This is a genomic window from Pseudomonas japonica (assembly GCF_900188455.1).
GTDB lineage: Bacteria > Pseudomonadota > Gammaproteobacteria > Pseudomonadales > Pseudomonadaceae > Aquipseudomonas > Aquipseudomonas japonica.
This window is the reverse complement of record NZ_FZOL01000034.1, coordinates 1-19,421: the sequence shown is the minus strand read 5'-3', so window position 1 is coordinate 19,421 and position 19,421 is coordinate 1. Positions and strand designations below refer to the sequence as shown.

15 protein-coding genes are annotated in these 19,421 nt (G+C 64.8%); 11 read left to right on the top strand and 4 right to left on the bottom strand.

Annotated features, from left to right (window positions below; genetic code table 11):
- Positions 1-15: 15 nt before the first annotated feature.
- Positions 16-897, top strand: a complete 882-nt coding sequence (locus tag CHB99_RS27485; protein ID WP_042128239.1) for a LysR substrate-binding domain-containing protein — start codon at positions 16-18, stop codon at positions 895-897.
- Here the strand turns inward: CHB99_RS27485 and CHB99_RS27480 are convergent.
- The 3 genes from CHB99_RS27480 to CHB99_RS27470 form a co-directional block, all read right to left on the bottom strand.
- Positions 886-3,990, bottom strand: a complete 3,105-nt coding sequence (locus CHB99_RS27480) for an efflux RND transporter permease subunit (protein ID WP_042128241.1) — start codon at positions 3,988-3,990, stop codon at positions 886-888. The genes CHB99_RS27485 and CHB99_RS27480 overlap by 12 nt on opposite strands.
- A complete protein-coding gene (locus tag CHB99_RS27475; protein ID WP_042128243.1) occupies positions 3,987-5,078 on the bottom strand; it encodes an efflux RND transporter periplasmic adaptor subunit in 1,092 nt (363 codons plus the stop codon). The genes CHB99_RS27480 and CHB99_RS27475 overlap by 4 nt, the downstream gene beginning before the upstream one ends.
- A 124-nt stretch (positions 5,079-5,202) precedes the next feature.
- A complete protein-coding gene (locus tag CHB99_RS27470) occupies positions 5,203-7,227 on the bottom strand; it encodes a methyl-accepting chemotaxis protein (RefSeq protein WP_084702886.1) in 2,025 nt (674 codons plus the stop codon).
- A 317-nt stretch (positions 7,228-7,544) separates the two neighbouring features.
- Between CHB99_RS27470 and CHB99_RS27465 the strand changes: the two genes are divergently transcribed.
- The 4 genes from CHB99_RS27465 (at position 7,545) to CHB99_RS27450 (ending at position 10,011) form a co-directional block, all read left to right on the top strand.
- Positions 7,545-8,378 (top strand): phytanoyl-CoA dioxygenase family protein, encoded by an 834-nt coding sequence (locus CHB99_RS27465; RefSeq protein WP_042128245.1) that lies wholly within the window; start codon positions 7,545-7,547, stop codon positions 8,376-8,378.
- Between the two features lie 13 nt (positions 8,379-8,391).
- Positions 8,392-8,808, top strand: a complete 417-nt coding sequence (locus CHB99_RS27460; RefSeq protein ID WP_042128247.1) for a RidA family protein — start codon at positions 8,392-8,394, stop codon at positions 8,806-8,808.
- A 39-nt stretch (positions 8,809-8,847) separates the two neighbouring features.
- On the top strand, positions 8,848-9,144 hold the full coding sequence (locus tag CHB99_RS27455; RefSeq protein WP_042128249.1) for an EthD family reductase: 297 nt from the start codon (positions 8,848-8,850) through the stop codon (positions 9,142-9,144).
- 153 nt (positions 9,145-9,297) lie between these two features.
- On the top strand, positions 9,298-10,011 hold the full coding sequence (locus CHB99_RS27450; protein ID WP_042128252.1) for a TetR/AcrR family transcriptional regulator: 714 nt from the start codon (positions 9,298-9,300) through the stop codon (positions 10,009-10,011).
- 28 nt (positions 10,012-10,039) lie between these two features.
- Here the strand turns inward: CHB99_RS27450 and CHB99_RS27445 are convergent, their stop codons facing one another.
- A complete protein-coding gene (locus tag CHB99_RS27445) occupies positions 10,040-10,309 on the bottom strand; it encodes a hypothetical protein (protein WP_052419521.1) in 270 nt (89 codons plus the stop codon).
- 249 nt (positions 10,310-10,558) lie between these two features.
- On the opposite strand from CHB99_RS27445, the gene CHB99_RS27440 reads away from it, so the two are divergent.
- The 6 genes from CHB99_RS27440 to CHB99_RS27415 all read left to right on the top strand — a co-directional run bounded on the left by CHB99_RS27440 (position 10,559) and on the right by CHB99_RS27415 (position 18,948).
- On the top strand, positions 10,559-12,046 hold the full coding sequence (locus CHB99_RS27440) for a flavin monoamine oxidase family protein (protein ID WP_042128254.1): 1,488 nt from the start codon (positions 10,559-10,561) through the stop codon (positions 12,044-12,046).
- A complete protein-coding gene (locus CHB99_RS27435) occupies positions 12,043-12,711 on the top strand; it encodes a c-type cytochrome (RefSeq protein ID WP_042128256.1) in 669 nt (222 codons plus the stop codon). Before CHB99_RS27440 ends, CHB99_RS27435 begins: the two co-directional genes overlap by 4 nt.
- A 434-nt stretch (positions 12,712-13,145) precedes the next feature.
- Positions 13,146-14,645, top strand: a complete 1,500-nt coding sequence (locus CHB99_RS27430) for a flavin-containing monooxygenase (RefSeq protein ID WP_042128257.1) — start codon at positions 13,146-13,148, stop codon at positions 14,643-14,645.
- An 89-nt stretch (positions 14,646-14,734) separates the two neighbouring features.
- Complete coding sequence (locus CHB99_RS27425; RefSeq protein ID WP_377698813.1) at positions 14,735-16,363, top strand: 3-(methylthio)propionyl-CoA ligase; 1,629 nt, start codon at positions 14,735-14,737, stop codon at positions 16,361-16,363.
- Positions 16,360-17,310, top strand: a complete 951-nt coding sequence (locus CHB99_RS27420; RefSeq protein ID WP_042128260.1) for an alpha/beta hydrolase — start codon at positions 16,360-16,362, stop codon at positions 17,308-17,310. Before CHB99_RS27425 ends, CHB99_RS27420 begins: the two co-directional genes overlap by 4 nt.
- A 57-nt stretch (positions 17,311-17,367) precedes the next feature.
- On the top strand, positions 17,368-18,948 hold the full coding sequence (locus CHB99_RS27415) for a GMC family oxidoreductase (protein ID WP_042128262.1): 1,581 nt from the start codon (positions 17,368-17,370) through the stop codon (positions 18,946-18,948).
- The last annotated feature ends 473 nt before the right edge of the window (positions 18,949-19,421 follow it).

Genomic DNA, 19,421 nt, shown 5'->3' with positions numbered 1-19,421 from the left:
AGCCTGGAGACATCAATGATCGAACTCCGCCAACTGCGCTATTTCCTCGCCCTGGCCGAGCACCTGCACTTCGGCAAGGCCGCGGCGAGCCTGAACCTGGCGCAACCCTCGCTGAGCCGGCAGATCTCCAGCCTGGAGGAAGCCATGGGCTGCGCACTGGTATTGCGCAGTTCCCGCGCGGTCAGCCTCACCGCCGCCGGCCGCGAGCTGCAGCGCAACGCCGGGCAGGTGCTGGCGGGCCTGGAGTCGGCGATCCGCGCCAGCCAGGCGGTGGCCCGCGGCGAACGCGGCGAGCTGCGCATCGCCTTCACTTCGATGGTGGCCTGGACCGACTTCCCCAGGCTGATCAAGGCGTTTTCCCAAGCCTGGCCCGGCGTCGGCCTGTCCCTGCACGAACTGATGCCGATGGAGCTGGAGCGCTCGGTGCTGGAAGGCAACAACGATGTCTGCCTGTCGTTTCGCCAGGCCGGGCACGAGGCGCTGCGCTATCAGGCCCTGCACAGCGAACCGCTGTGCATCGCCCTCCCCGCCGATCATCGCCTGGCCCGACGGCGCGACCTGCGCCTGGACGAACTGAGCGCCGAGCCGTTCATCCTCGTCCCGCGCAACACCGCTCCGGTGCTCTACGACAACATCATGGCGCAGTGCCAGGCAGCGGGTTTCGACCCGCAGGTGCGCCTGTACACGCAATTGCAGGGCACCATCGTCAACCTCGTGGCCGAGGGCCTGGGGGTGTCGCTGGTGCCCTCGGCGATGGCCCGGAGCAACCTGCCGGGCATCCGTTTCTTCGCCCTGGCCGACTCGCCGCGAATCGAGTTCGGCATCAGCTGGCATCCGGACAACGGCAATCCGTGCCTGGAGTCGTTTCTGCAGATGATGTGCCAGTCAGCCGACTGAGCCAGCAGGGTGCTCCGGCGCTTTGCGTCGGCGATTCTCCCACTGCAGCAGGAACGAGACACCACACGGCAGGACGGTCAAGGTCACCACCGTGGCCACGGCCAGCCCGCCGATGACCGCATAGGCCATCGGCCCCCAGAAGATCTGCGGGGCGATCGGGATCATGCCGAGAATGGCCGCGCAGGCGGTCAGCACGATGGGCCGGGCCCTGTGCATCGAGGCGTGGACGATGGCCTCCAGCGCCGACTGCCCGCCCCGGACATTGATGTCCACCTCCTCGATCAGGATCACCGCGTTGCGCACGATCATGCCCACCAGGGCGATGACCCCGAGCTGCGCGACGAAGCCCATCGGCGTGGCGGTCGGCAACATCGCCAGGACCACGCCGATCAGGCCGAACGGGGCCATCGCCAGCGCCAGGAACATCCGCGAGAAGCTGCGCAACTGCACCATCAGCAACACGCACATCACCAGCGCGGTGATCGGCAGAACCGCGGCGAGCGAGCTGCTGCCTTTCGCCGCTTCCTCGACCGCCCCGCCTGTTTCGACCTTGTAGCCCTTGGGCAGGTCCCTGGCGAACTCCGCCACGGCGGGCGCCAGTGCCTGCACCACGGTGGCGGCCTCGAGCCCCTCGCGCACGTCGCCCTGCACCGTAAGCAGGGGCAGCCGCTGCCGACGCCAGACGATGGGGTCTTCGACGCCGTAGCTGAGCCGGGCGATCTGGCTCAACGGGATGTTCTGGCCTTCGCCGTTGCGAATCTGCAGATTGGCCAGGGTCGCCAGGTCGCTGCGCTCCCCGGTCTGCGCCCGGACCATGACATCGATCAGGCGGTCCTGGTCGCGCACGGTGGTCACCGCCGAACCGGAGAAGATGGTGGCCATGGCGCTGGCGATGTCTTCCGACGAGAAGCCCAGCGCCCGGGCCTGGGTCTGGTCGATCTGGACCAGGACACTGCGTTGCGGCTCTCCCGACAGCAGATGGACTTCCCGTGTGTCCGGGTTGGCCGACACGACGTTGGCCAGGCGCGCGGCGATATCCCGCACCGTGTTCTGATCGGGCCCGGTAACCCGGTACTTGAGCGGCCAACCGACCGGCGGACCGAGCTCCAGCGGGGTCGCGCGGGCGATGAGTCCGGAGAAGTCGGTCTTGAACTTCTGCGCCAGCCGCGCCTGCAGGGCATCGCGCTCCTTGACGCCCTTGGCGATCACCACGGTCTGGGTGACGTTTTCGTTCTGCAGCAGAACCTCCATGGGCAGGTAGAAACGGATCGCGCCGGAACCGACATAGGTCGAGAAGCGCTCGACATCGGCATCGTTCTTGAGCAGTTCCTCCAGTTTCAACGCCTCGCGGTTGGTCGCATCCAGGGAGGCGTTCTGCGGCAGCGTCAGGCTGACCAGCAGTTCGGGGCGGTCGGAAGGCGGGAAAAACTGCTGTTCGAGATAGGCCGAGGCGCCGAGCGAGGCCCCGAAGGCCCCGAGCGCGATGGCGAGGGTCACTGCGCGGTGGCCCAGGGCCCAGGACAGGGCGCGCTCGTAGAACGCCATGATCCGACCCTGCCCGCCGCCGTGGTGCGGCAACGACTTGGGCAGGATCAGGGTGCCGAGCAACGGCGAGAACAGCACCGCCACCACCCAGGACGCCGACAGCGAGATCAGCACCACCATGAACATCGAGTAGCAGTACTCACCCGCACTGGACGCGGCGAAGCCCACCGGGATGAACCCGGCGATCATCACCAGGGTGCCGGTGAGCATCGGGAAGGCGGTGGACTCGTAGGCGAAGCTCGCCGCCCGCTTCAGATCCCAGCCGGCTTCCAGCTTGCCGACCATCGCCTCGACGGTGATCATCGCGTCGTCCACCAGCAGCCCCAGGGCAATGATCAGCGCGCCCAGGGAGATGCGCTGCAGGCCAATCCCGGTCAGTTCCATACCGATGAAGGTGAGCGCCAGGACGAAGGGAATCGAGATGCTGACGACCAGCCCGGCGCGAACACCGAGGGAAAGAAAGGACACCGCGAGGACGATCGCGACCGCTTCGGCCAGGACGGTCAGAAAACCGCTGACGGCTTGCTTGACCACTACCGACTGGTCGGCGACCTGAAGCATCTCGATACCGTGGGGCAGCGCCAGCCTGACGTCCTCCATGCGGGTGCGTACCGCCTCGCCGAAGTCCAGCAGGTTACCGCCGGCGGCCATCGAAATCGCCACACCGAGGGCCTTCTCGCCGTTGACCCGGAACAGCGGTGCCGGCGGATCGGCGGGAATGCGCCGGATCGAGGCGAGCTCGACCAGCGGCACGAAACGGTCGTTGGCGCGCAGGGTCACGTTGCGCAGGCTTTCCTCGGAGGCGAAACCGCCGCTGACGCGCAGCGAAATCTTGTCGTCGGGCAACCGCACGGTTCCGGATGGAATCACCGCGTTCTGGGCCTGCAAGGCCCGCAGGACGGCATTCTCGTCAAGCCCGAAGGAGGCCAGCCGACCGGGCGAGAACTCGATGACGATCTGCTCTTCCTGCACCCCGAGCAACTGCACCTTGCCGATGCCATGAATGCGCAGCAGCTCCGCCCGCACGCCCTCCAGGTAGTCGCGCAGTTCCCGATCGGAGTAGCCCTCGGCGGTGAAGCCGAAGATCTGCCCGTAGGTATCGCCGAATTCGTCGTCGAAGAACGGCCCCTGCACGCCGCTGGGAAGCGTCGCGGCAATGTCGGTCATCTTCTTGCGCACCTGGTACCAGGCGTCCGGGACGATGTGCGACGGCGCGTCATCGCGCAGGTTGACCATGATCACCGTCTCGCCCGGGCGCGTGTAGCTGTCGAGGCGGTCGAGATAGGGGATCTCTTCGAGTTTCTTCTCCAGACGATCGGTCAGCAGCTTGGTCGTGTCGTCGATGTTCGCGCCGGGCCAGCGGGCGGCGACCACCATGGTCTTGATGGTGAAGGCCGGGTCTTCGTTGCGGCTCAGCTTGGAATAGCTGAGGGCACCGCCGACCAGGGTGATCAGCATCAGGAAGAACATCAGCGGCATCTGCCCGATCGACCACGCCGACAGGTTGAAGCCGCCCTTCTCCTCGGGTTGTCCGGTTTCAGACTTCATTTGGCCACCTGCGCGGCGTCGTAGACGACCTTTTGCCCGGCCCTGAGTTTGCTGACGCCCGCGGTCACCACCGCATCGCCTTCGGCAAGCCCGGACTCGATCAGCGCCTGGCTCGCCGTGAAGCGCGTCACCACCACGGGTTTGCGCACCAATACCTGGTCGGAGGGCTGGACCACGAACACCGCGGGTTTGCCATCCTCGCTGGTCAGGGACGAGGCCGGGAGAATGAACAGGGTCTTGCCGGGCAGGAGCAGACGCCCGGTCACCGTGGCCCCGAGCGTCATGGCCGGCGGGGCATCGGGCAAGGCGATACGGACCCGGTAGGTGCGGGTTGCCTCATCCGCGGCCGGGCTGGCATCGCGAATGCGGCCAATGACTTTGATCGCCGGATTCGACACCAGCGCGACTTCCACCTGAATGTCGTTGGACACCGAAATGTACAGACGCTCCGAGATGTTGAAGACAGCGTCGCGCTCATGGGTCGAGGCGAGCTTGAACGCCACTTGCCCGGCATCGACGACCTGGCCGGTATTGACCATCGCCGCGCTGACGATAGCGGCGTCGGGCGCCTGCAGCTCGGTGTAGCTCAGCTTGTTGCGCGCGCTGAGCAGGCCCGTGCGCGCGACGTTGAGCCTGGCGTTCGCCACGCGCCAGTTGGACGCGGCCTCGTCGACCCGGGCACGGGCGACGAACTGCTTGTCGAACAGCGTCTTCTGGCGCTCGAGCCCCGAGCGAGCGAACTCCTCGGCCGCTTCGGCGCTCCTGACTTCGGCCTCGGCCACCCGTACTTCGTTCTGCACGTCGTTGGGATCGAGCACCGCCAGCACCTGCCCCTTGGCGACGCTCATGCCCACCTCGACGCGGCGGCTGGCGACCCGACCGGGGATACGAAAGCCCAGGTCGGTCTCGATGTGAGCGCGGATTTCGCCGGTCTGGGCAACCTCCTCGCCGATCAACCCGGGCTTGGCGATGACCGTTCGGACGGGGCGCGGTGGCTCCTGCGAACGCTGCTCCTGCTGGCAGCCGCTGACGGCCAGACCCAGGCCGCAGGCCAACCCGAGCAGTCGGAAGGTATTACACACTGTCATTTCATCTCCCCTCGATCAGGGCAAAAAAGGCAAAGAAACGCGCCGGCATCGAATCCTGCCGCGGGTATACAAGCGTCCTGGGGGTTAGCGGAAAGTCTAGTAGGCGCATGCCGGATCGATGTGGTTATCGCGCATAAGGGAGTCGGGAAGCACTTCGATCGCCAGTCCCAGCGCTCCCGCGCTCGTCCTCGACGAATTCGAAGAGCTTCACCAACGAGGTCATCTCGCCGCCCAGATGGGCCAAATCGGCGCTGGCAGCGGAAATCTCTTCACTGGCGGCGGCGGATTGCTCCGCCACATCGCGAATGCTGGAAACACTCTGGTTGACCTGCTCGGCGACCGCGCTTTGCTGCTCGGTGGTGGCGGCGATCTGCCGGTTCAGTTCCTGGATATGGGAGACGGAGCGATCGATCGCCATCAGGGACACACCGGCCTGCCGTGCGGCCTGCACGGTTTCGCTGGCCATGAGGCTGCTTTGCGCCATCTTCTCCACGGCGTTCTGCGCGCCTTGCTGCAGGTTGTGGATCAGGGTCTGGATCTGCTCGGTGGACTGCTGGGTGCGCCGTGCCAGGGTCCTGACTTCCTCGGCGACCACGGCGAAACCGCGGCCACCTTCTCCCGCCCTGGCGGCTTCGATCGCGGCGTTGAGGGCAAGCAGGTTGGTCTGCTCGGCGACCTCGCGGATGACGTCGAGCACCGTGCCGATGCTGGCGCTCTCATTCTTCAACTGGCCGATGCATTCGGCGGATTGCTCGACCGCCAGGGCCAGTTTCTCGGTGTGCAGGATCGCCTGCTGGACGGTAACCCCGCCCTCCCGGGTCTGCGCATCGGCATCCCGCGCCGAGGCCGCGGCACTCTGGGCGTTGCGCGCGACATCCTGCACGCTGATCACCATCTCAGACATCGCGGTCACCGCCTGCTCGATTTCCAGGCGCTGGAATTTCGCCCCCTCGCTGGTCTTGTTGGTGACACCGGAAAGCCCATGGGCAGCACTGGCGATCTGCACCACACCGCCGCTGACCCGCCCGATCAGCTGGCGCAGGCTCAGGGTCATTTCCTGCACGGCCTGCATCAGCAGGCCCAACTCGTCGTGGCGCTCGCCGTGGATGTCTTCGGTCAGATTGCCCGCCGCGACCTTGCGGGCAATGCCGACCAGCCGTTGCAGCGGTGCGACGATCGACTGGGTCACCAGGATCGCCCCCACCAGCCCCACCAGCAGCGCAAGAATGGCGGCGCCGATGATCAGCATCCGCGCCTTGTCGGCTTCGCTGCGCAGCGACTTGAGCTCCAGCAGCGCCGAGGCCTCCGAAGAAGCTGCCACTTGCTGGGCGCGCTCGACCATCTCGTGGCGGGTCTTTTCGAGATCATTCAGGCTCTGGCGCAGCGCGGCGAACTGATGGCGATAGCCGCCCAGCTCGCCCAGGGCACTCTCGACGCTGGAACGGGCCTGGTCATCGTCAAGCCCGGCCGAGAGCTGCGATCCCTTGAATTCCAGCATCGCGAAGAACTCCTCGACCTGCTCGGCATCCTCGGGCAAGCGCCGGGTGATGTAGTTGGTACTGGAACGCCGGGCCTCATGCAGTTCCATGGCCATTTCGTTGGCCTGGCTGGAGTCCTCCAGCAAGCGCATGGCCGTGGGGTCGCCGGCCATCTCGACACGCCTGGCCGCGGCGCCGCTCAGCACCTCGTCCAATTGATCGAACTGCTCGAACGCCTTGCGTGACGACTCATCCATGATGCCCTGGGCGGTCTTGTTCGCCGAAATGGCCTTGCCCAGGCCAAGCAGCTTCTCGCGATAGTCGCCGACTTCGCTCTGAACCTTGCGCATGAGGGCCTTGTTCTCAGGCAGTTGCAGACGCCCTTCGCACTCGGCGGCCCGGGACTGGACTTCGTCGACCAGACGAAGGGCCTTGTCCAGGTACTGCAGGTCGCCGGTCATGATCAGTTCCTTCTCGTGCAACTGCGCTTCCTTCAGGCCGACCTTGATGGTGTTGACCTCCAGCAGGTCGTCGAAGCGCAGCAACGTTGAATCAAGCGCCGAAAGGCTCGCCCAGACGACACAGAAGGTGATCGAAAGCGCCAGGCCGAAGCCCGCGAACATTTTCTTGCGCACGCTCAGGTCGCGCATGAAAGCGCTGAAAGACTTCAATCCGCACCCCCCGCTGCACTTGCCAACTGACGGGTCGAGGGGAATAGGCGCATTGAAATCCTCCATCACCCGGACAGCGTCCAGGCGCAACGTTCTTGTTATCGGTGGACTGGAGTGTGCTTTTTGCATCAGCACAAAAGCTTCACTTATCGCGCCATAAAACAGGCATCTAAGGCCATGGCCATCATGCTTGGCCAGCACCCGGAAACAAGATGAATCATCTCACCTTCATAATTTACGATAACATACGTTGTCTTAATTTGGGTCGCTTGCTAGCCTGCTGATTACCCGCAAAGAACAACAACAGGAGAACGGTCATGCAAGACTCGCTGAGCAAGGCGTTTCATGAAGATGGTGCCGTGCTGGTCAAGGGGCTGTTGAATCAGGAACAGTTGGCCCGCTGCGAACAGGCCTACGACTGGGCGCTGCTCAATCACGGCCCGCATGCGACCCGGATGTTCGCCGGGACCACCCAGCAATCCCACGTCGACAATGCCAATCCCCTGGCCAAGGAGCGTCTGGAAGCGCTCGTTGCGGGCCTGCCACTGGGCGAACTGTTCGCCAGGGTCTGGGGCTCGAAGAACGTCTGGTACTTCGCTGAAGAGGTGTTCCTCAAGGCCGGCGGCCAGGGCTCCAGAACCCTCTGGCACCAGGACACCTCCTACCTGCCCTGGGCCGGCAACCATTGGGGCAACGCCTGGATCAGCTTCGACGCCGTGCCCAAAAGCAATGCGCTGGAGATCGTTCGCGGCTCGCATCGCGGACCGCGCTACGACGGCACCACGTTCACCGACCCGGATGATCCGACCCTGCCGCTGCACGGCAATGGCGCCCTGCCCCGCCTGCCGGACATCGAGGCCGAGCGCAAAGCCAACCCGGAGGCTTTCGACATTCTGTCCTGGGCCACCGAGCCGGGCGACGTCGTGCTCCTTCATCCCGGCTCCCTGCACGGCGGCGCGCCGGTCGACGCCAGCTTTCCTCGCCGGCGCACCTTCGTCTTCCGTTTCTTCGGCGACGACGCGACCTTCCAGCCACTGCCGGCCCACAGCGATGCCGGCTACCCGCAACAGGGCGTGCTGTTTACCGAGGAACTGGAGCCGTTGAGCGCAGGCGCACCTTTCCGCCATCCAACCTTCCGCAAGGTCGTCTGATCGGAGCACACCCATGACAGCCAAGAATCTCAAGCGCCAGTCCATCACCCCACCCGCAACCCAGGTGCTGTACGACAATTTCCATTTCTCCCCCGCCACCCGCGTGGGGGATCTGATCTGGGTCTCGGGACAGGTGGGGATCGATCACACCCTGACGCCTGTGGACGGCATCGTCGAACAGTCCCACCTCGCCTTCCAGGCGCTCAGGCAGGTGCTCGAAGCGGCCGGCGCGACCCTGGCGGACGTGGTCGAACTGACGACCTTCCATACCCGGATGCAGACCGACATGGCCGAGTTTGCGAAGGTCAAGGATGAATACTTCCCGACGCGCTACCCCTCCTGGACGGCGGTCGGCATCAGCGAACTGGCCATGCCGCAGCTACGCGTCGAAATTCGCGCCGTGGCGGTCGCAGGTTGCGGCGACGCCTGACCGGCACACCCTGTTCACTTCACCTCGCAAGGAGCTCCCATGGCTACCCTGATCGTCAGCTACCCCGCCACCGAAGGCGCAACGTTCGACAAGGACTACTATCTGTCCACCCACCTCCCCCTGGCCGAGGATGCCTGGGGCGGATACGGCCTGCAGGCCGCGCAGGTGCTGTTTCCCCACGCGGGCCAGCAGCCCCTGGTGGCCTGCCTGATCCTGCGCTTCGCCGACCAGGCCGGGATCGACGCGGCGCTCGCCGCCCCCGGAACGCCAGCGGTGCTCGCCGATGTCGCGAAATTCACCAATATCGCGCCGTCGATATTTCGCGCCAACGACTGACCCGCACGCCCGTCCGACCGGGTGCGAACGCTCCGCACCCGGCCGGACCGGGATGTTTTATTGATGCAACTTCACTATGCTGAAGCTCTTTTCGCCTGCGTCGGCAGTAGAGAACCGCTTCTTTCATCCGACTTCGACACGACCTGAGCGCCCATGCCCGATACCAAAGCCCGTTCCACAACCACCCCTCCACTACGCGACTGCGAAAACGCGCCAGAGACCGTTGCCCGCAGGGGAAGACCGGTCGGCGACCGCGATGCGAAACGCGCGGAACTGCTGACGGCGGCGATCGCGGTCATCGCCCAGGATGGCTACACCGGCGCGTCCATGCGCAAGGTCGCCAAGCAGGCGGGCTGCACCACCGGCGCGGTGACCTATTACTTCGCCAACAAGGAAGAGATGATCTCGGCGGTTGCGCAGAACCTGTTCGATCAGGTCGACATGCTGCTGGAAGCGAACCAGGAACCTCTCGATATCGCCTCGCTGCTGCACCAGTGGATCAACTGGGTCAACTTCGACGAGCCGACCATCTGGCTGTCCTGGCTGCAGATGCTCTCCCACGCCCGGCATGAGCCGGTGTTCGCCGACATCATCAAACAGCGCTATGCCCGCTTCCGCCTGGTGTTCACCCAGCTCATCGATCAGGGTCAGGCAGACGGCAGGATCCGCAACGACATTCCCGCCGATGTGCTGGCCGACCAGATCAGCACCATCTGTGACGGCTGGCTGATGATGCTGCCCATCGAGCCGGAACGCTTTAGTGGCGAGCGCGGCAAGGCGCTGCTCGATGCGCTCATCGTCCTGATCGCCCCGCCGAGAACCATGGGCAGCACGACCAGGGTCAAAGCCGGGCAAACGACAGCCTGAGCGCATGAATCATGGATCGACCTGCCAGCTAGCGCGTCGCGTTCTGGTAGACACTGAGCGCCTGGTTGGCTGACGCCAGGCAGGCCTTCGTATCACCTTTGGCTTGAGCCGCCTTGGCTTGCTCGATCAGCCGGCGAATAGTCGTTGCCACTCCGCCCTCTACCCCTGGCCCTTCAGTCCGCTCGATATGATCGAGCTGGGCTATCTTTTCCTGGCAATAGTCGTGTTTCGGTTCTTCCGCAGCGTGGAGCGGAAGACTGATGACCGACGCGATGACCAACACTTTGAGACCGTTCATCGGTAGTTCCTCGAATTGCTTACGAATTCAAACAACGGTTGTTACCTTTTCTAAGCTAGCCTGCCTCCCCCTTCCCCGCAAGCCCTCCCAAATACCGACCAGTACCCGCCGAGCGTCCGACGACGCGCCGCCATGATCCACTTGGCCAATTGCCGCCAGGGGGGGATTCCCTTAGCCGCACAAGCGCAGTAGGATATTTTGCATAACTACAGTTATCCAAATATAAAAACAGTGGTGGCCGAGGCAAAGATGGATCAGCAAAGCAAAGAACTGTCATCGTCTGCGCTCAAACGGCGCTTGCTCGTGCAAGCGCTCGGCAGCGCAGCCTTGATCGGGGGCGTTGCCCTCAGCGGACGGGCCATGGCCCAGGCATTGACGACTGATTCACAGCCGGTGCTGGACGTGCTGATCATCGGCGCCGGGCTCGCCGGACTGACCGCGGCCCGGGACCTGCAGCGGGCCGGTTGCACCTCTTGCGTGGTGCTGGAAGCGCGGGATCGCGTGGGCGGACGCACCTACAACCATCCCCTTGGCAATGGCCTGGTCTCGGAAGCGGGCGGAGAATGGATCGGCCCCGGCCAGACCGCGATCTTCGACCTGGCACGCGAACTCGAGGTCGAGACCTTCCCCACTTACTACCAGGGGCGCACGGTCTACCTGGCGGGTGATGCCAAGTACGAGGAAGACCTGAGCAAGGCTCAGGGCGGCGGTAATCCGGTCACCGAGAAGCTCAACCAGATGGCGCGCCGGGTCCCCAGCAAGGAGCCCTGGACCGCGGCGGATGCGCCCGAGATCGACAAACTGTCGGTGGGCGAATGGCTGGCCAGTCAGGGCCTGGACAACGTCGGTCGGCTGAGCTTCGACACCTCCATCGGCCTGACCACCGGCACGCCGCCCTCCAGCCTCGCGCTGCTGCACTACCTCTCGTTGATCAACTCCGCCGATTGCAGCATGGAAAAGCTCGAGGGATTCAAGGATGGCGCCCAGGAAACCCGTTTCGTGGGGGGCTCAGAGGTCCTCTGTACACGCATGGCGCAGGCGCTGGGCGATCAGGTGAAACTCTCCACCCCAGTGCGCAAGATCGTCGGCTGGGACAAGGACATCGTCGAGGTCCACACCGATCAGGGCGTGTTCCGCACCCGCCAGGTCATCGCCGCGCTGCACCCGGCTCTGTGCAACCAGATCGTCTTCGATCCGCCCCTGCCGGAAGGCCGGGCGCAGTTGCAGAACCTCTGGCCATCCCACGCGCCGATGCGCAAGACGGTGCATGTCTACGAGCGGCCGTTCTGGCGGGAAAAAGGCCTCAGCGGCCAGGTCGTGCAGGCCGACGGCCCGCTGATTCTCTCCTGCGACAACTCTCCGCCGGACGCCAGCGTCGGCATCCTGATGGGCTTCGTGCGCAGCGCCCAGCTCACCGATGAACCCGCAGCAGCCGAACGCCAGCTCGCACAGATCTATGCCCAGGCGCTGGGCAAGGAAGCACTGGACGTCAAGCAATTCCATGACCACGACTGGGCCAAGGTCGATCCCTGGACCCTGACCTGCGTGGGATCCATTCCCCCCGGATTTCTCACGCGCTGGGGGCGTTACCTGAAGCCGGCGGTCGGGCGCCTGATCTGGTCGGGCACCGAGACCTCGGACCTCTGGGCCAGCAGCATGGATGGCGCGGTACGTTCCGGTCACCGCGCGGCGCTCGAAGCCCTGCAGGCCCTCGTCGACAGCCGGAGGCACGCATGAGAAAGCGCACCTTGCTGTGGAGCAGCGCACTGCTCGCGACCGCCTTGCTGGGCGCGGCGGCCGTCTACGGACCGGAACTGGTCGCCGGTTACCGCTTCATGAATGCCCTGGACCGCCACTACGCCAGCTACGAGGCCAATGGCGGTGCCTGGCCGCAACCGCAGGATACCTGCGCGCTGTGCCATGGCGTCCGCGGACAACCCGAGAACGCTCAATACCCGGCGCTGGCGGGGCAACCGGCGGCCTATCTCCAGGCGCAACTGCAGGCGTTCGCCCAGGGCAAGCGGCACAGCCCGCAGATGCAGCCACTGGCGGCAGACCTGGGCGACGCACGCATCCAGGCCCTGGCCGAGTACTTCGCCCGCCAGACGCCGCGGATCACCGACACGCCTGCGCCAGACGACGCCCTGCAGGCACGCGGCCAGGCCAGCGTCGCCGCGCGGGCCTGCAGCGCCTGCCATGGCGCGCAGCTGTCCGGCAGCGAGATAGGTCCACGCCTCGCCGGCCAGGGCCAGGCCTACCTTCTGGAACAACTCCAGGCCTTCAAGCAAGGCCGGCGAACGGACCCCACAGGCGCCATGAACGCCACCGTCAGCCTCATTCCGGACGACGAACTGCAAGCCTTGGCGCACTACCTCGCAGGTCTGGAACCAACGGCCCGATAAGGCCGTTCATCCCTCCCATGAACAGTGCCTGCGCGAGACGGGCACTGTCGTTGACGCACTCATCCTTGGCAGTCGGGCAATCCGCCGTTGATGTGGGTCAATAATATACATAACAGTCGTTGCGTTAATCTTCGCGGCGATTTACAGTCTTGTAGAACAACAATTACAGGAGCTCATCAAATGACAGACTCCACGTGCCACTCCATCCGTGAACACGCTCACCGTGTCACGCACAGCGCTTCTGTGCAGTCGACACATCTCCCGGGCTTGCTGCCCCGATCGAGAGCGCTGGCCACCAGGTTCGAGCCATCGCGGGACCTCCCCCGCGCAGCTCATCACGCTGCAAAAACCACGCTCCGCCGGCAGTCCCTGTCGGCCCGGATCAGCCCCTCTCAATCCATTGCCCGGCTTGGTCACACAGGCACGGAGATCTCATGAGCAATCTACATTTCGATACCCTGATCATCGGTGCGGGCCTGTCAGGCATCGGCACGGCATGCCACCTGGCGAAAGAGTTCCCGGATCGCAGCATGGCCATCCTGGAGCGGCGCGACTGCATGGGGGGGACGTGGGACCTGTTCCGCTATCCGGGTATTCGCTCCGACTCGGACATGCTCAGCTACGGCTACAAATTCCGCCTGTGGGACAGCGAAAAGGTACTGGCCGACGGCGCCGCCATCCGCAGCTACATCCAGGACACCGCCAAGCAGTACGGACTGAGCGAAAAGATTCACTACGGGGTGAAGATCACCAACGCCAACTGGTCCAGCGAGCAGCGCCTGTGGCAACTGACCGCCCAGCACGAGGCGAGCGGAGTCGTGCGGCACTACACCTGCAGATTCCTCTTGTGCTGCACCGGCTACTACAACCACGACGACGGCTTCCTGCCCAGCTTCCCGGGCGAGGAAGCCTTCAAGGGCGTGCGCGTTCACCCGCAGCACTGGCCCGAGGACCTGGACTACAGCGACAAGAAGGTGGTGGTGATCGGCAGCGGTGCCACCGCGGCCACGCTGATCCCGGCCATGGCCGACAAGACCCGCCACATCACCATGCTGCAGCGCTCGCCCTCCTACATCTACTCGCTGCCGGCCACCGACAAGCTCACCAGCGCGCTCGCCCACATCATGCCCACGCGCTGGGCCCATGGCCTGGCGCGCAAGCGCAATATCGCCTTGTACCGGGCGGTGTACCTCGCCTGTCGGCAATGGCCGCAGCTGGCGCGCCGGATCATCCTGTCCCACGTGCGCCGCCAGGTCGGTCCCAACGCCGACATGCGCCATTTCACGCCCCACTACATGCCCTGGGACGAACGCCTGTGCGCGGTGCCTGATGGCGATCTGTTCAAAGCCATCCGCAACGGCCAGGCCTCGGTCGAGACCGATCACATCGAGCGTTTCACCGAAAACGGCATCCTGCTGAAGTCCGGCAAGCTGCTGCCCGCCGACATCATCATCGCGGCCACCGGCCTCAAGCTTCAGGTGCTGGGCGGGATGAGCATCTCGGTGGATGGCGTTCCGCGCCAGGTCGGCGAGCAGATGACCTACAAAGCGGTGCTTCTGGAAAACCTGCCGAACATGGCCTGGGTCTTCGGCTACACCAACGTGTCCTGGACCCTCAAGGTCGACCTGGCGGCCCGGTACCTGTGCCGGCTCTTCCACTACATGGACGAGAACCGCTTCGATGTCGTGACCCCTCGTGACGATGCCAACAACGCGTTGAACGACGGGATGATGAACTCCATGAAGTCGGGATACATCCAGCGCGACCAGCAGTTCCTGCCGCGCCAGGGCAAGTCCTACCCGTGGTTCGTGTTCATGCACTACGGCCGCGACAAGAAGATGCTGCTCAAGGATCCCGTCGAAGATCACCGCCTGAAATTCATTCGCAGCGAACGACACGTCTCCGCCGCGCGGCCTTCGCCCGTCGCCAGCTGAGTGCAACTTCCCGCCCGACCACTTGCTTGCGCTCGAGTGGTCAGGGCCTGACAACAAAAAAAAGGTAGAACCCGATGCAAGGTCAAATGATGACGCTGCCCCTGACCATCCCTTCACTGCTCGAACACGCAGCGCGGTATCACGGCGACACGGAAATCGTCTCCCGTACCCACGAAGGTTCCGTTCATCGCTACACCTACGCTGACGCGCACCTGCGTGCCAAGCAGGCTGCCAACGCCCTGATCCGCCTGGGCACGACCCCGGGCAGCCGCGTGGGCACCCTGGCCTGGAACGGCTTCCGGCATTTCGAGCTCTACTATGCGATCTCGGGTACCGGCGCAATCACCCATACCGTCAACCCGCGGCTGTTCCCCGAACAGATCACCTGGATCATCAAGGACGCCGAGGACGAAATCGTCTTCTTCGACCTGAGTTTCGCCTCGCTGGTGGAAAGCATCGCCGTCGATTGCCCGAGCGTGAAGCATTGGGTGGCGATGACTGACCGTGCGCACATGCCGGTCATGCAAGTCGCCAATCTGCTGTGCTACGAAGAACTGCTCGACGCCGAGTCGAACCAGTTCACCTGGCCGCAACTGGACGAGCACTCGGCAGCGGCGCTGTGCTACACCTCGGGCACCACCGGCAACCCCAAGGGCGTGCTCTATTCCCACCGCGCCACCATGCTGCATGCGCTGTCCAGCTCGCTTCCGGATGCAATGGCGCTGTCCGCAAGCGACGTGGTTGCCCCGGTGGTGCCGATGTTCCACGTCAACGCCTGGGGCTTGCCGTACTCGGCGCCGATGGTGGGCGCCAAGCTGGTGTTTCCCGGCTCCGCCCTGGACGGTGAAAGCATTTTCACGCTGTTCGAACGCGAGCGCGTGACCTTCTCCGCCGGCGTCCCCACGGTGTGGCTGAGCCTGCAGCAGCACATGCGCCAGAGCACAGGCCGCCTCCCGGAGCTGAAACGCATGGTCGTCGGCGGTGCCGCCTGCCCGCCGGCAATGATGCGCAGCTACGAGGAAGAGTTCGGCATCCGTCTGCAACACGCCTGGGGCATGACCGAGCTGTCGCCTCTGGGCGTCATCAACACGCTGAAGGCAACGCAACTGACCCTGGACGACGAGGCGCGCTTCGCCATTGGCGTCAAACAGGGGCGCCCGCCCTTCGGTATCGACCTGAAAATCATCGACGACGCTGGCAACGAGCTGCCGCGCGACGGCAAGGCCGCCGGTGCCCTGATGGTCCGTGGCCACTGGGTGGTCGACAACTACTACGGCATTGACGCCAGCCCGCTGGTGGATGGCTGGTTCCCCACCGGCGATGTGGCCAACCTCGACGCCGACGGTTTCATGCAGATCACCGACCGGGCCAAGGATGTGATCAAGTCCGGCGGCGAATGGATCAGCTCCATCGACCTGGAAAACATCGCCATGAGTCACCCGGCGGTCGCCGAAGCCGCCGCGCTGGGGATCGCCCATCCGAAGTGGGACGAGCGCCCGGTGGTGGCGGTGGTACTGAAACCCGGCCAGAGCGCGACCCGCGAAGACGTGCTGGCCCAGTACCCCGGCAAGGTCGCGCGCTTCTGCATCCCCGACGACATCGTGTTCGTCGAGGCGCTGCCGCACACCGCGACCGGCAAGGTCAGCAAGGTACTGCTGCGCGAGCAACTGCGCGACTACCGCTGGCCAGCCCCTCAGCAGCCCAAGGTGAGCTCATGAACGCGCAGATCTATACCCGCGAGATCGACCCGCCCGAGGGGCGCTGGAAAAGCAGGCTGGTCAACCTGACCCTGCGCCTGCTGGTGAAATCGAGCCATGGCCTGAACATCGATATCGGCAAGCTGCGCAAGCAGTTCGACCGGCTCGATGGCCAGGCACCCAAGGCGTTTCCCGCGAACGTCCGGCGCGAGGCGGTGAACTGCAACGGCGTCGCCGCCCAGTGGCTGACCCCCACCGATTGCAGGCCGGAACGGGTGCTGCTGTACATCCATGGCGGGGCGTTCGTCGCCTACACCCCCGAGGTCTATGCCGCGATGGTCGCGAGCTGGTGCCAGCCGCTCAAGGCGCGGGCGTTGCTGGTGGACTACCGCCTGGCGCCCGAGCACCCGTTCCCGGCGGCGCTCAATGACGCGCTGAAGTCCTATCGCTGGCTGCTCAATCAAGGCCTCAAGCCGGAAAACATCGTGATCGCCGGCGACTCCGCGGGGGCCAACCTGGTACTGGCGTTGCTCCAGCGTCTGCGCGATGACCGCGAGATCGCGCCAGGCTGCGCCGTACTGCTCTCGCCGTTCCTCGATTTCACCCTCAGCGGTGCCAGCGCGCTGGGCAATGCGCGCCATGACCCGATCTTCACCCCGGCCTTCGCGATCGGTATCCGCGGCTTCTATGCCCCGGCCGAGACGCACGGGCTGCCGGCGGTGTCACCGCTGTTCGGCAGCTTCGCGGGGCTGCCGCCGCTGCTGTTCCAGGTCGGCAGCACCGAAATGCTGCTGGACGATTCCGTGCGCGCGGCCGCCAAGGCCGCGGCCGCCGGCGTCCCCGTGCAACTGGAGGTGTGGAAGCGCCTGCCACATGTGTTCCAGATGATGCCGGCACTGCCACAGGCCTCGGCGGCGCAACGCAACATCGTCGGCTTCGTCAATCGATACACGGCCTGGAACGGGTGAGCCCACCTCGTCAATAACGCCGTGCCACCCTCATCGCCACCCTTCGAGAACAACAAGATGGAATTCGACTATCTGATCGTTGGCGCCGGCTCCGCCGGCTGCGTCCTTGCCAATCGCCTCAGCGCCGACCCGAGCGTCAGCGTGGGCTTGCTGGAGGCCGGTCCCGAGGACCGTTCGCCACTGATCCATACCCCGGTAGGCATGGCCGCCATCCTGCCGACCCGGCATGTCAACTGGGCCTTCAAGACCACCGCGCAACCGGGTCTGGGCGGTCGTCTCGGCTACCAGCCGCGCGGCAAGGTGCTGGGCGGCAGTAGTTCGATCAATGGCATGGTCTACATCCGCGGCCATCAAGATGACTTCAACGACTGGCAGGCGCTCGGCAACGACGGCTGGTCGTTCGACGACGTGCTGCCGTACTTCCGCAAGAGCGAGATGCACCACGGCGGCAAGAGTGATTTTCACGGCGGCGAAGGCGAACTCTACGTCAGCCCCGCGCATCGTCATGTCGCCACCGAGGCCTTCGTCGAGTCGGCGATTCGCGCCGGGCACCGCTTCAACGACGACTTCAACGGCGCACAACAGGAAGGCATCGGCTATTACGACGTGACCATTCGCGACGGTCGGCGCTGGAGCACGGCAACCGCGTTCCTGAAACCGGTCCGGCAACGGCGCAACCTCACCGTGCTGACCAACACCCATGTCGAGAGCATCGTCCTGCACGGCGATCGGGCCACGGGCGTGCAAGCGCTGATCAAGGGCCAGCGGGTTCACCTGAAGGCGCGCAAGGAAGTCCTGCTGGCCGCCGGCACGTTCGGCAGTCCCCATCTGCTGATGCTCTCCGGCATCGGTTCCGAGGCCGAGCTCAAGCCCCAGGGCATCGAAGTGCGGCATGAGTTGCCGGGTGTCGGCCAGAACCTTCGGGATCACCCTGACGTGGTGCTGTGCTACAAGAGCAGCGACACCTCGTTGCTCGGTTTCTCCGTGGGCGGCAGCCTGAACATGGGCAAGGCGGTTTACGATTACCTGCGCCACCGGCGCGGCCCGCTGTCGAGCAACTGCGCCGAGGCCGGCGGCTTCCTGAAGACCGACCCGAGCCTCGCGCGTCCGGATATCCAGTTGCATGCGGTGATCGGTACGGTCGACGACCACAACCGCAAACTGCACTGGGGCCACGGTTTCAGCTGTCACGTCTGCGTACTGCGTCCCAAGAGCATCGGCAGCGTCGGCCTGACCTCCCCCGACTCGCGGGTGGCACCGCGCATCGACCCGCATTTCCTGGAGCACGACGACGACGTCAAGACCCTGCTCAAGGGCTACCGCATGACCCGGGAGATCATTGCCCAGACCCCGATGGCCGGCTTCGGTCTGCGCGATTTCTACAGCACGGGCCTGCACAGCGATGAGCAACTGATCGACCTGCTGCGCAAACGCACCGACAGCATTTACCACCCGATCGGCACCTGCAAGATGGGCCAGGACGAAATGGCCGTGGTAGACAGCCAGTTGCGCGTTCATGGGATCGAAGGCCTGCGGGTCATCGACGCCTCGATCATGCCGACCCTGGTCGGCGGCAACACCAACGCCGCGTCGATCATGATCGCCGAACGCGGTGCCGAGTGGGTTGCCCAGGCCTGACCTGAGCAGACATCACCGACCTGCACCACCCACGCCACGGCCTGCTGCTCCAGCAGGCCGTGGCGCCTCTATTCTCTCGATCTGCCCGCCTTGAGCCTTGTAGCGCCCTCCAGATCGAGCGCCGCCCGCGCGGCGCATCGCTGTGCATGACGATGCTCTTCTAGCGCCCTTGAGATCGAGCGCCGTCCGCACGGCGCATCGCGGGCAATGCCCGCTCCCACATCTTTTGCAACGTACCTATGCCTGACAGGCCATGGTTGACCGCCTTGTTGGTTCGACTTGATACCGAGTCGAGCCCAACAGCCTCCCCGCGATGCATCGCCGAAAAAACAAAGGCTGACAACTCAAATTCCACAGGCCATGGCACGTTGCAAAAGATGATTGGGTCGAGGTGACGGGACCAGCCCGTCACCCCTCCCACACCACCGGACGTGCGGTTTTCCGCATCCGGCGGTTGAATCGCTCAGCGTTGC

Coding starts and splice junctions, on each gene's coding strand:
- CHB99_RS27440 (WP_042128254.1), top strand. CDS start 10,559: ATGGATCAGCAAAGCAAAGAACTGTCATCGTCTGCGCTCAAACGGCGC.
- CHB99_RS27485 (WP_042128239.1), top strand. CDS start 16: ATGATCGAACTCCGCCAACTGCGCTATTTCCTCGCCCTGGCCGAGCAC.
- CHB99_RS27430 (WP_042128257.1), top strand. CDS start 13,146: ATGAGCAATCTACATTTCGATACCCTGATCATCGGTGCGGGCCTGTCA.
- CHB99_RS27450 (WP_042128252.1), top strand. CDS start 9,298: ATGCCCGATACCAAAGCCCGTTCCACAACCACCCCTCCACTACGCGAC.
- CHB99_RS27480 (WP_042128241.1), bottom strand. CDS start 3,990: ATGAAGTCTGAAACCGGACAACCCGAGGAGAAGGGCGGCTTCAACCTG.
- CHB99_RS27425 (WP_377698813.1), top strand. CDS start 14,735: ATGACGCTGCCCCTGACCATCCCTTCACTGCTCGAACACGCAGCGCGG.
- CHB99_RS27475 (WP_042128243.1), bottom strand. CDS start 5,078: ATGACAGTGTGTAATACCTTCCGACTGCTCGGGTTGGCCTGCGGCCTG.
- CHB99_RS27415 (WP_042128262.1), top strand. CDS start 17,368: ATGGAATTCGACTATCTGATCGTTGGCGCCGGCTCCGCCGGCTGCGTC.
- CHB99_RS27465 (WP_042128245.1), top strand. CDS start 7,545: ATGCAAGACTCGCTGAGCAAGGCGTTTCATGAAGATGGTGCCGTGCTG.
- CHB99_RS27435 (WP_042128256.1), top strand. CDS start 12,043: ATGAGAAAGCGCACCTTGCTGTGGAGCAGCGCACTGCTCGCGACCGCC.
- CHB99_RS27420 (WP_042128260.1), top strand. CDS start 16,360: ATGAACGCGCAGATCTATACCCGCGAGATCGACCCGCCCGAGGGGCGC.
- CHB99_RS27455 (WP_042128249.1), top strand. CDS start 8,848: ATGGCTACCCTGATCGTCAGCTACCCCGCCACCGAAGGCGCAACGTTC.
- CHB99_RS27460 (WP_042128247.1), top strand. CDS start 8,392: ATGACAGCCAAGAATCTCAAGCGCCAGTCCATCACCCCACCCGCAACC.
- CHB99_RS27445 (WP_052419521.1), bottom strand. CDS start 10,309: ATGAACGGTCTCAAAGTGTTGGTCATCGCGTCGGTCATCAGTCTTCCG.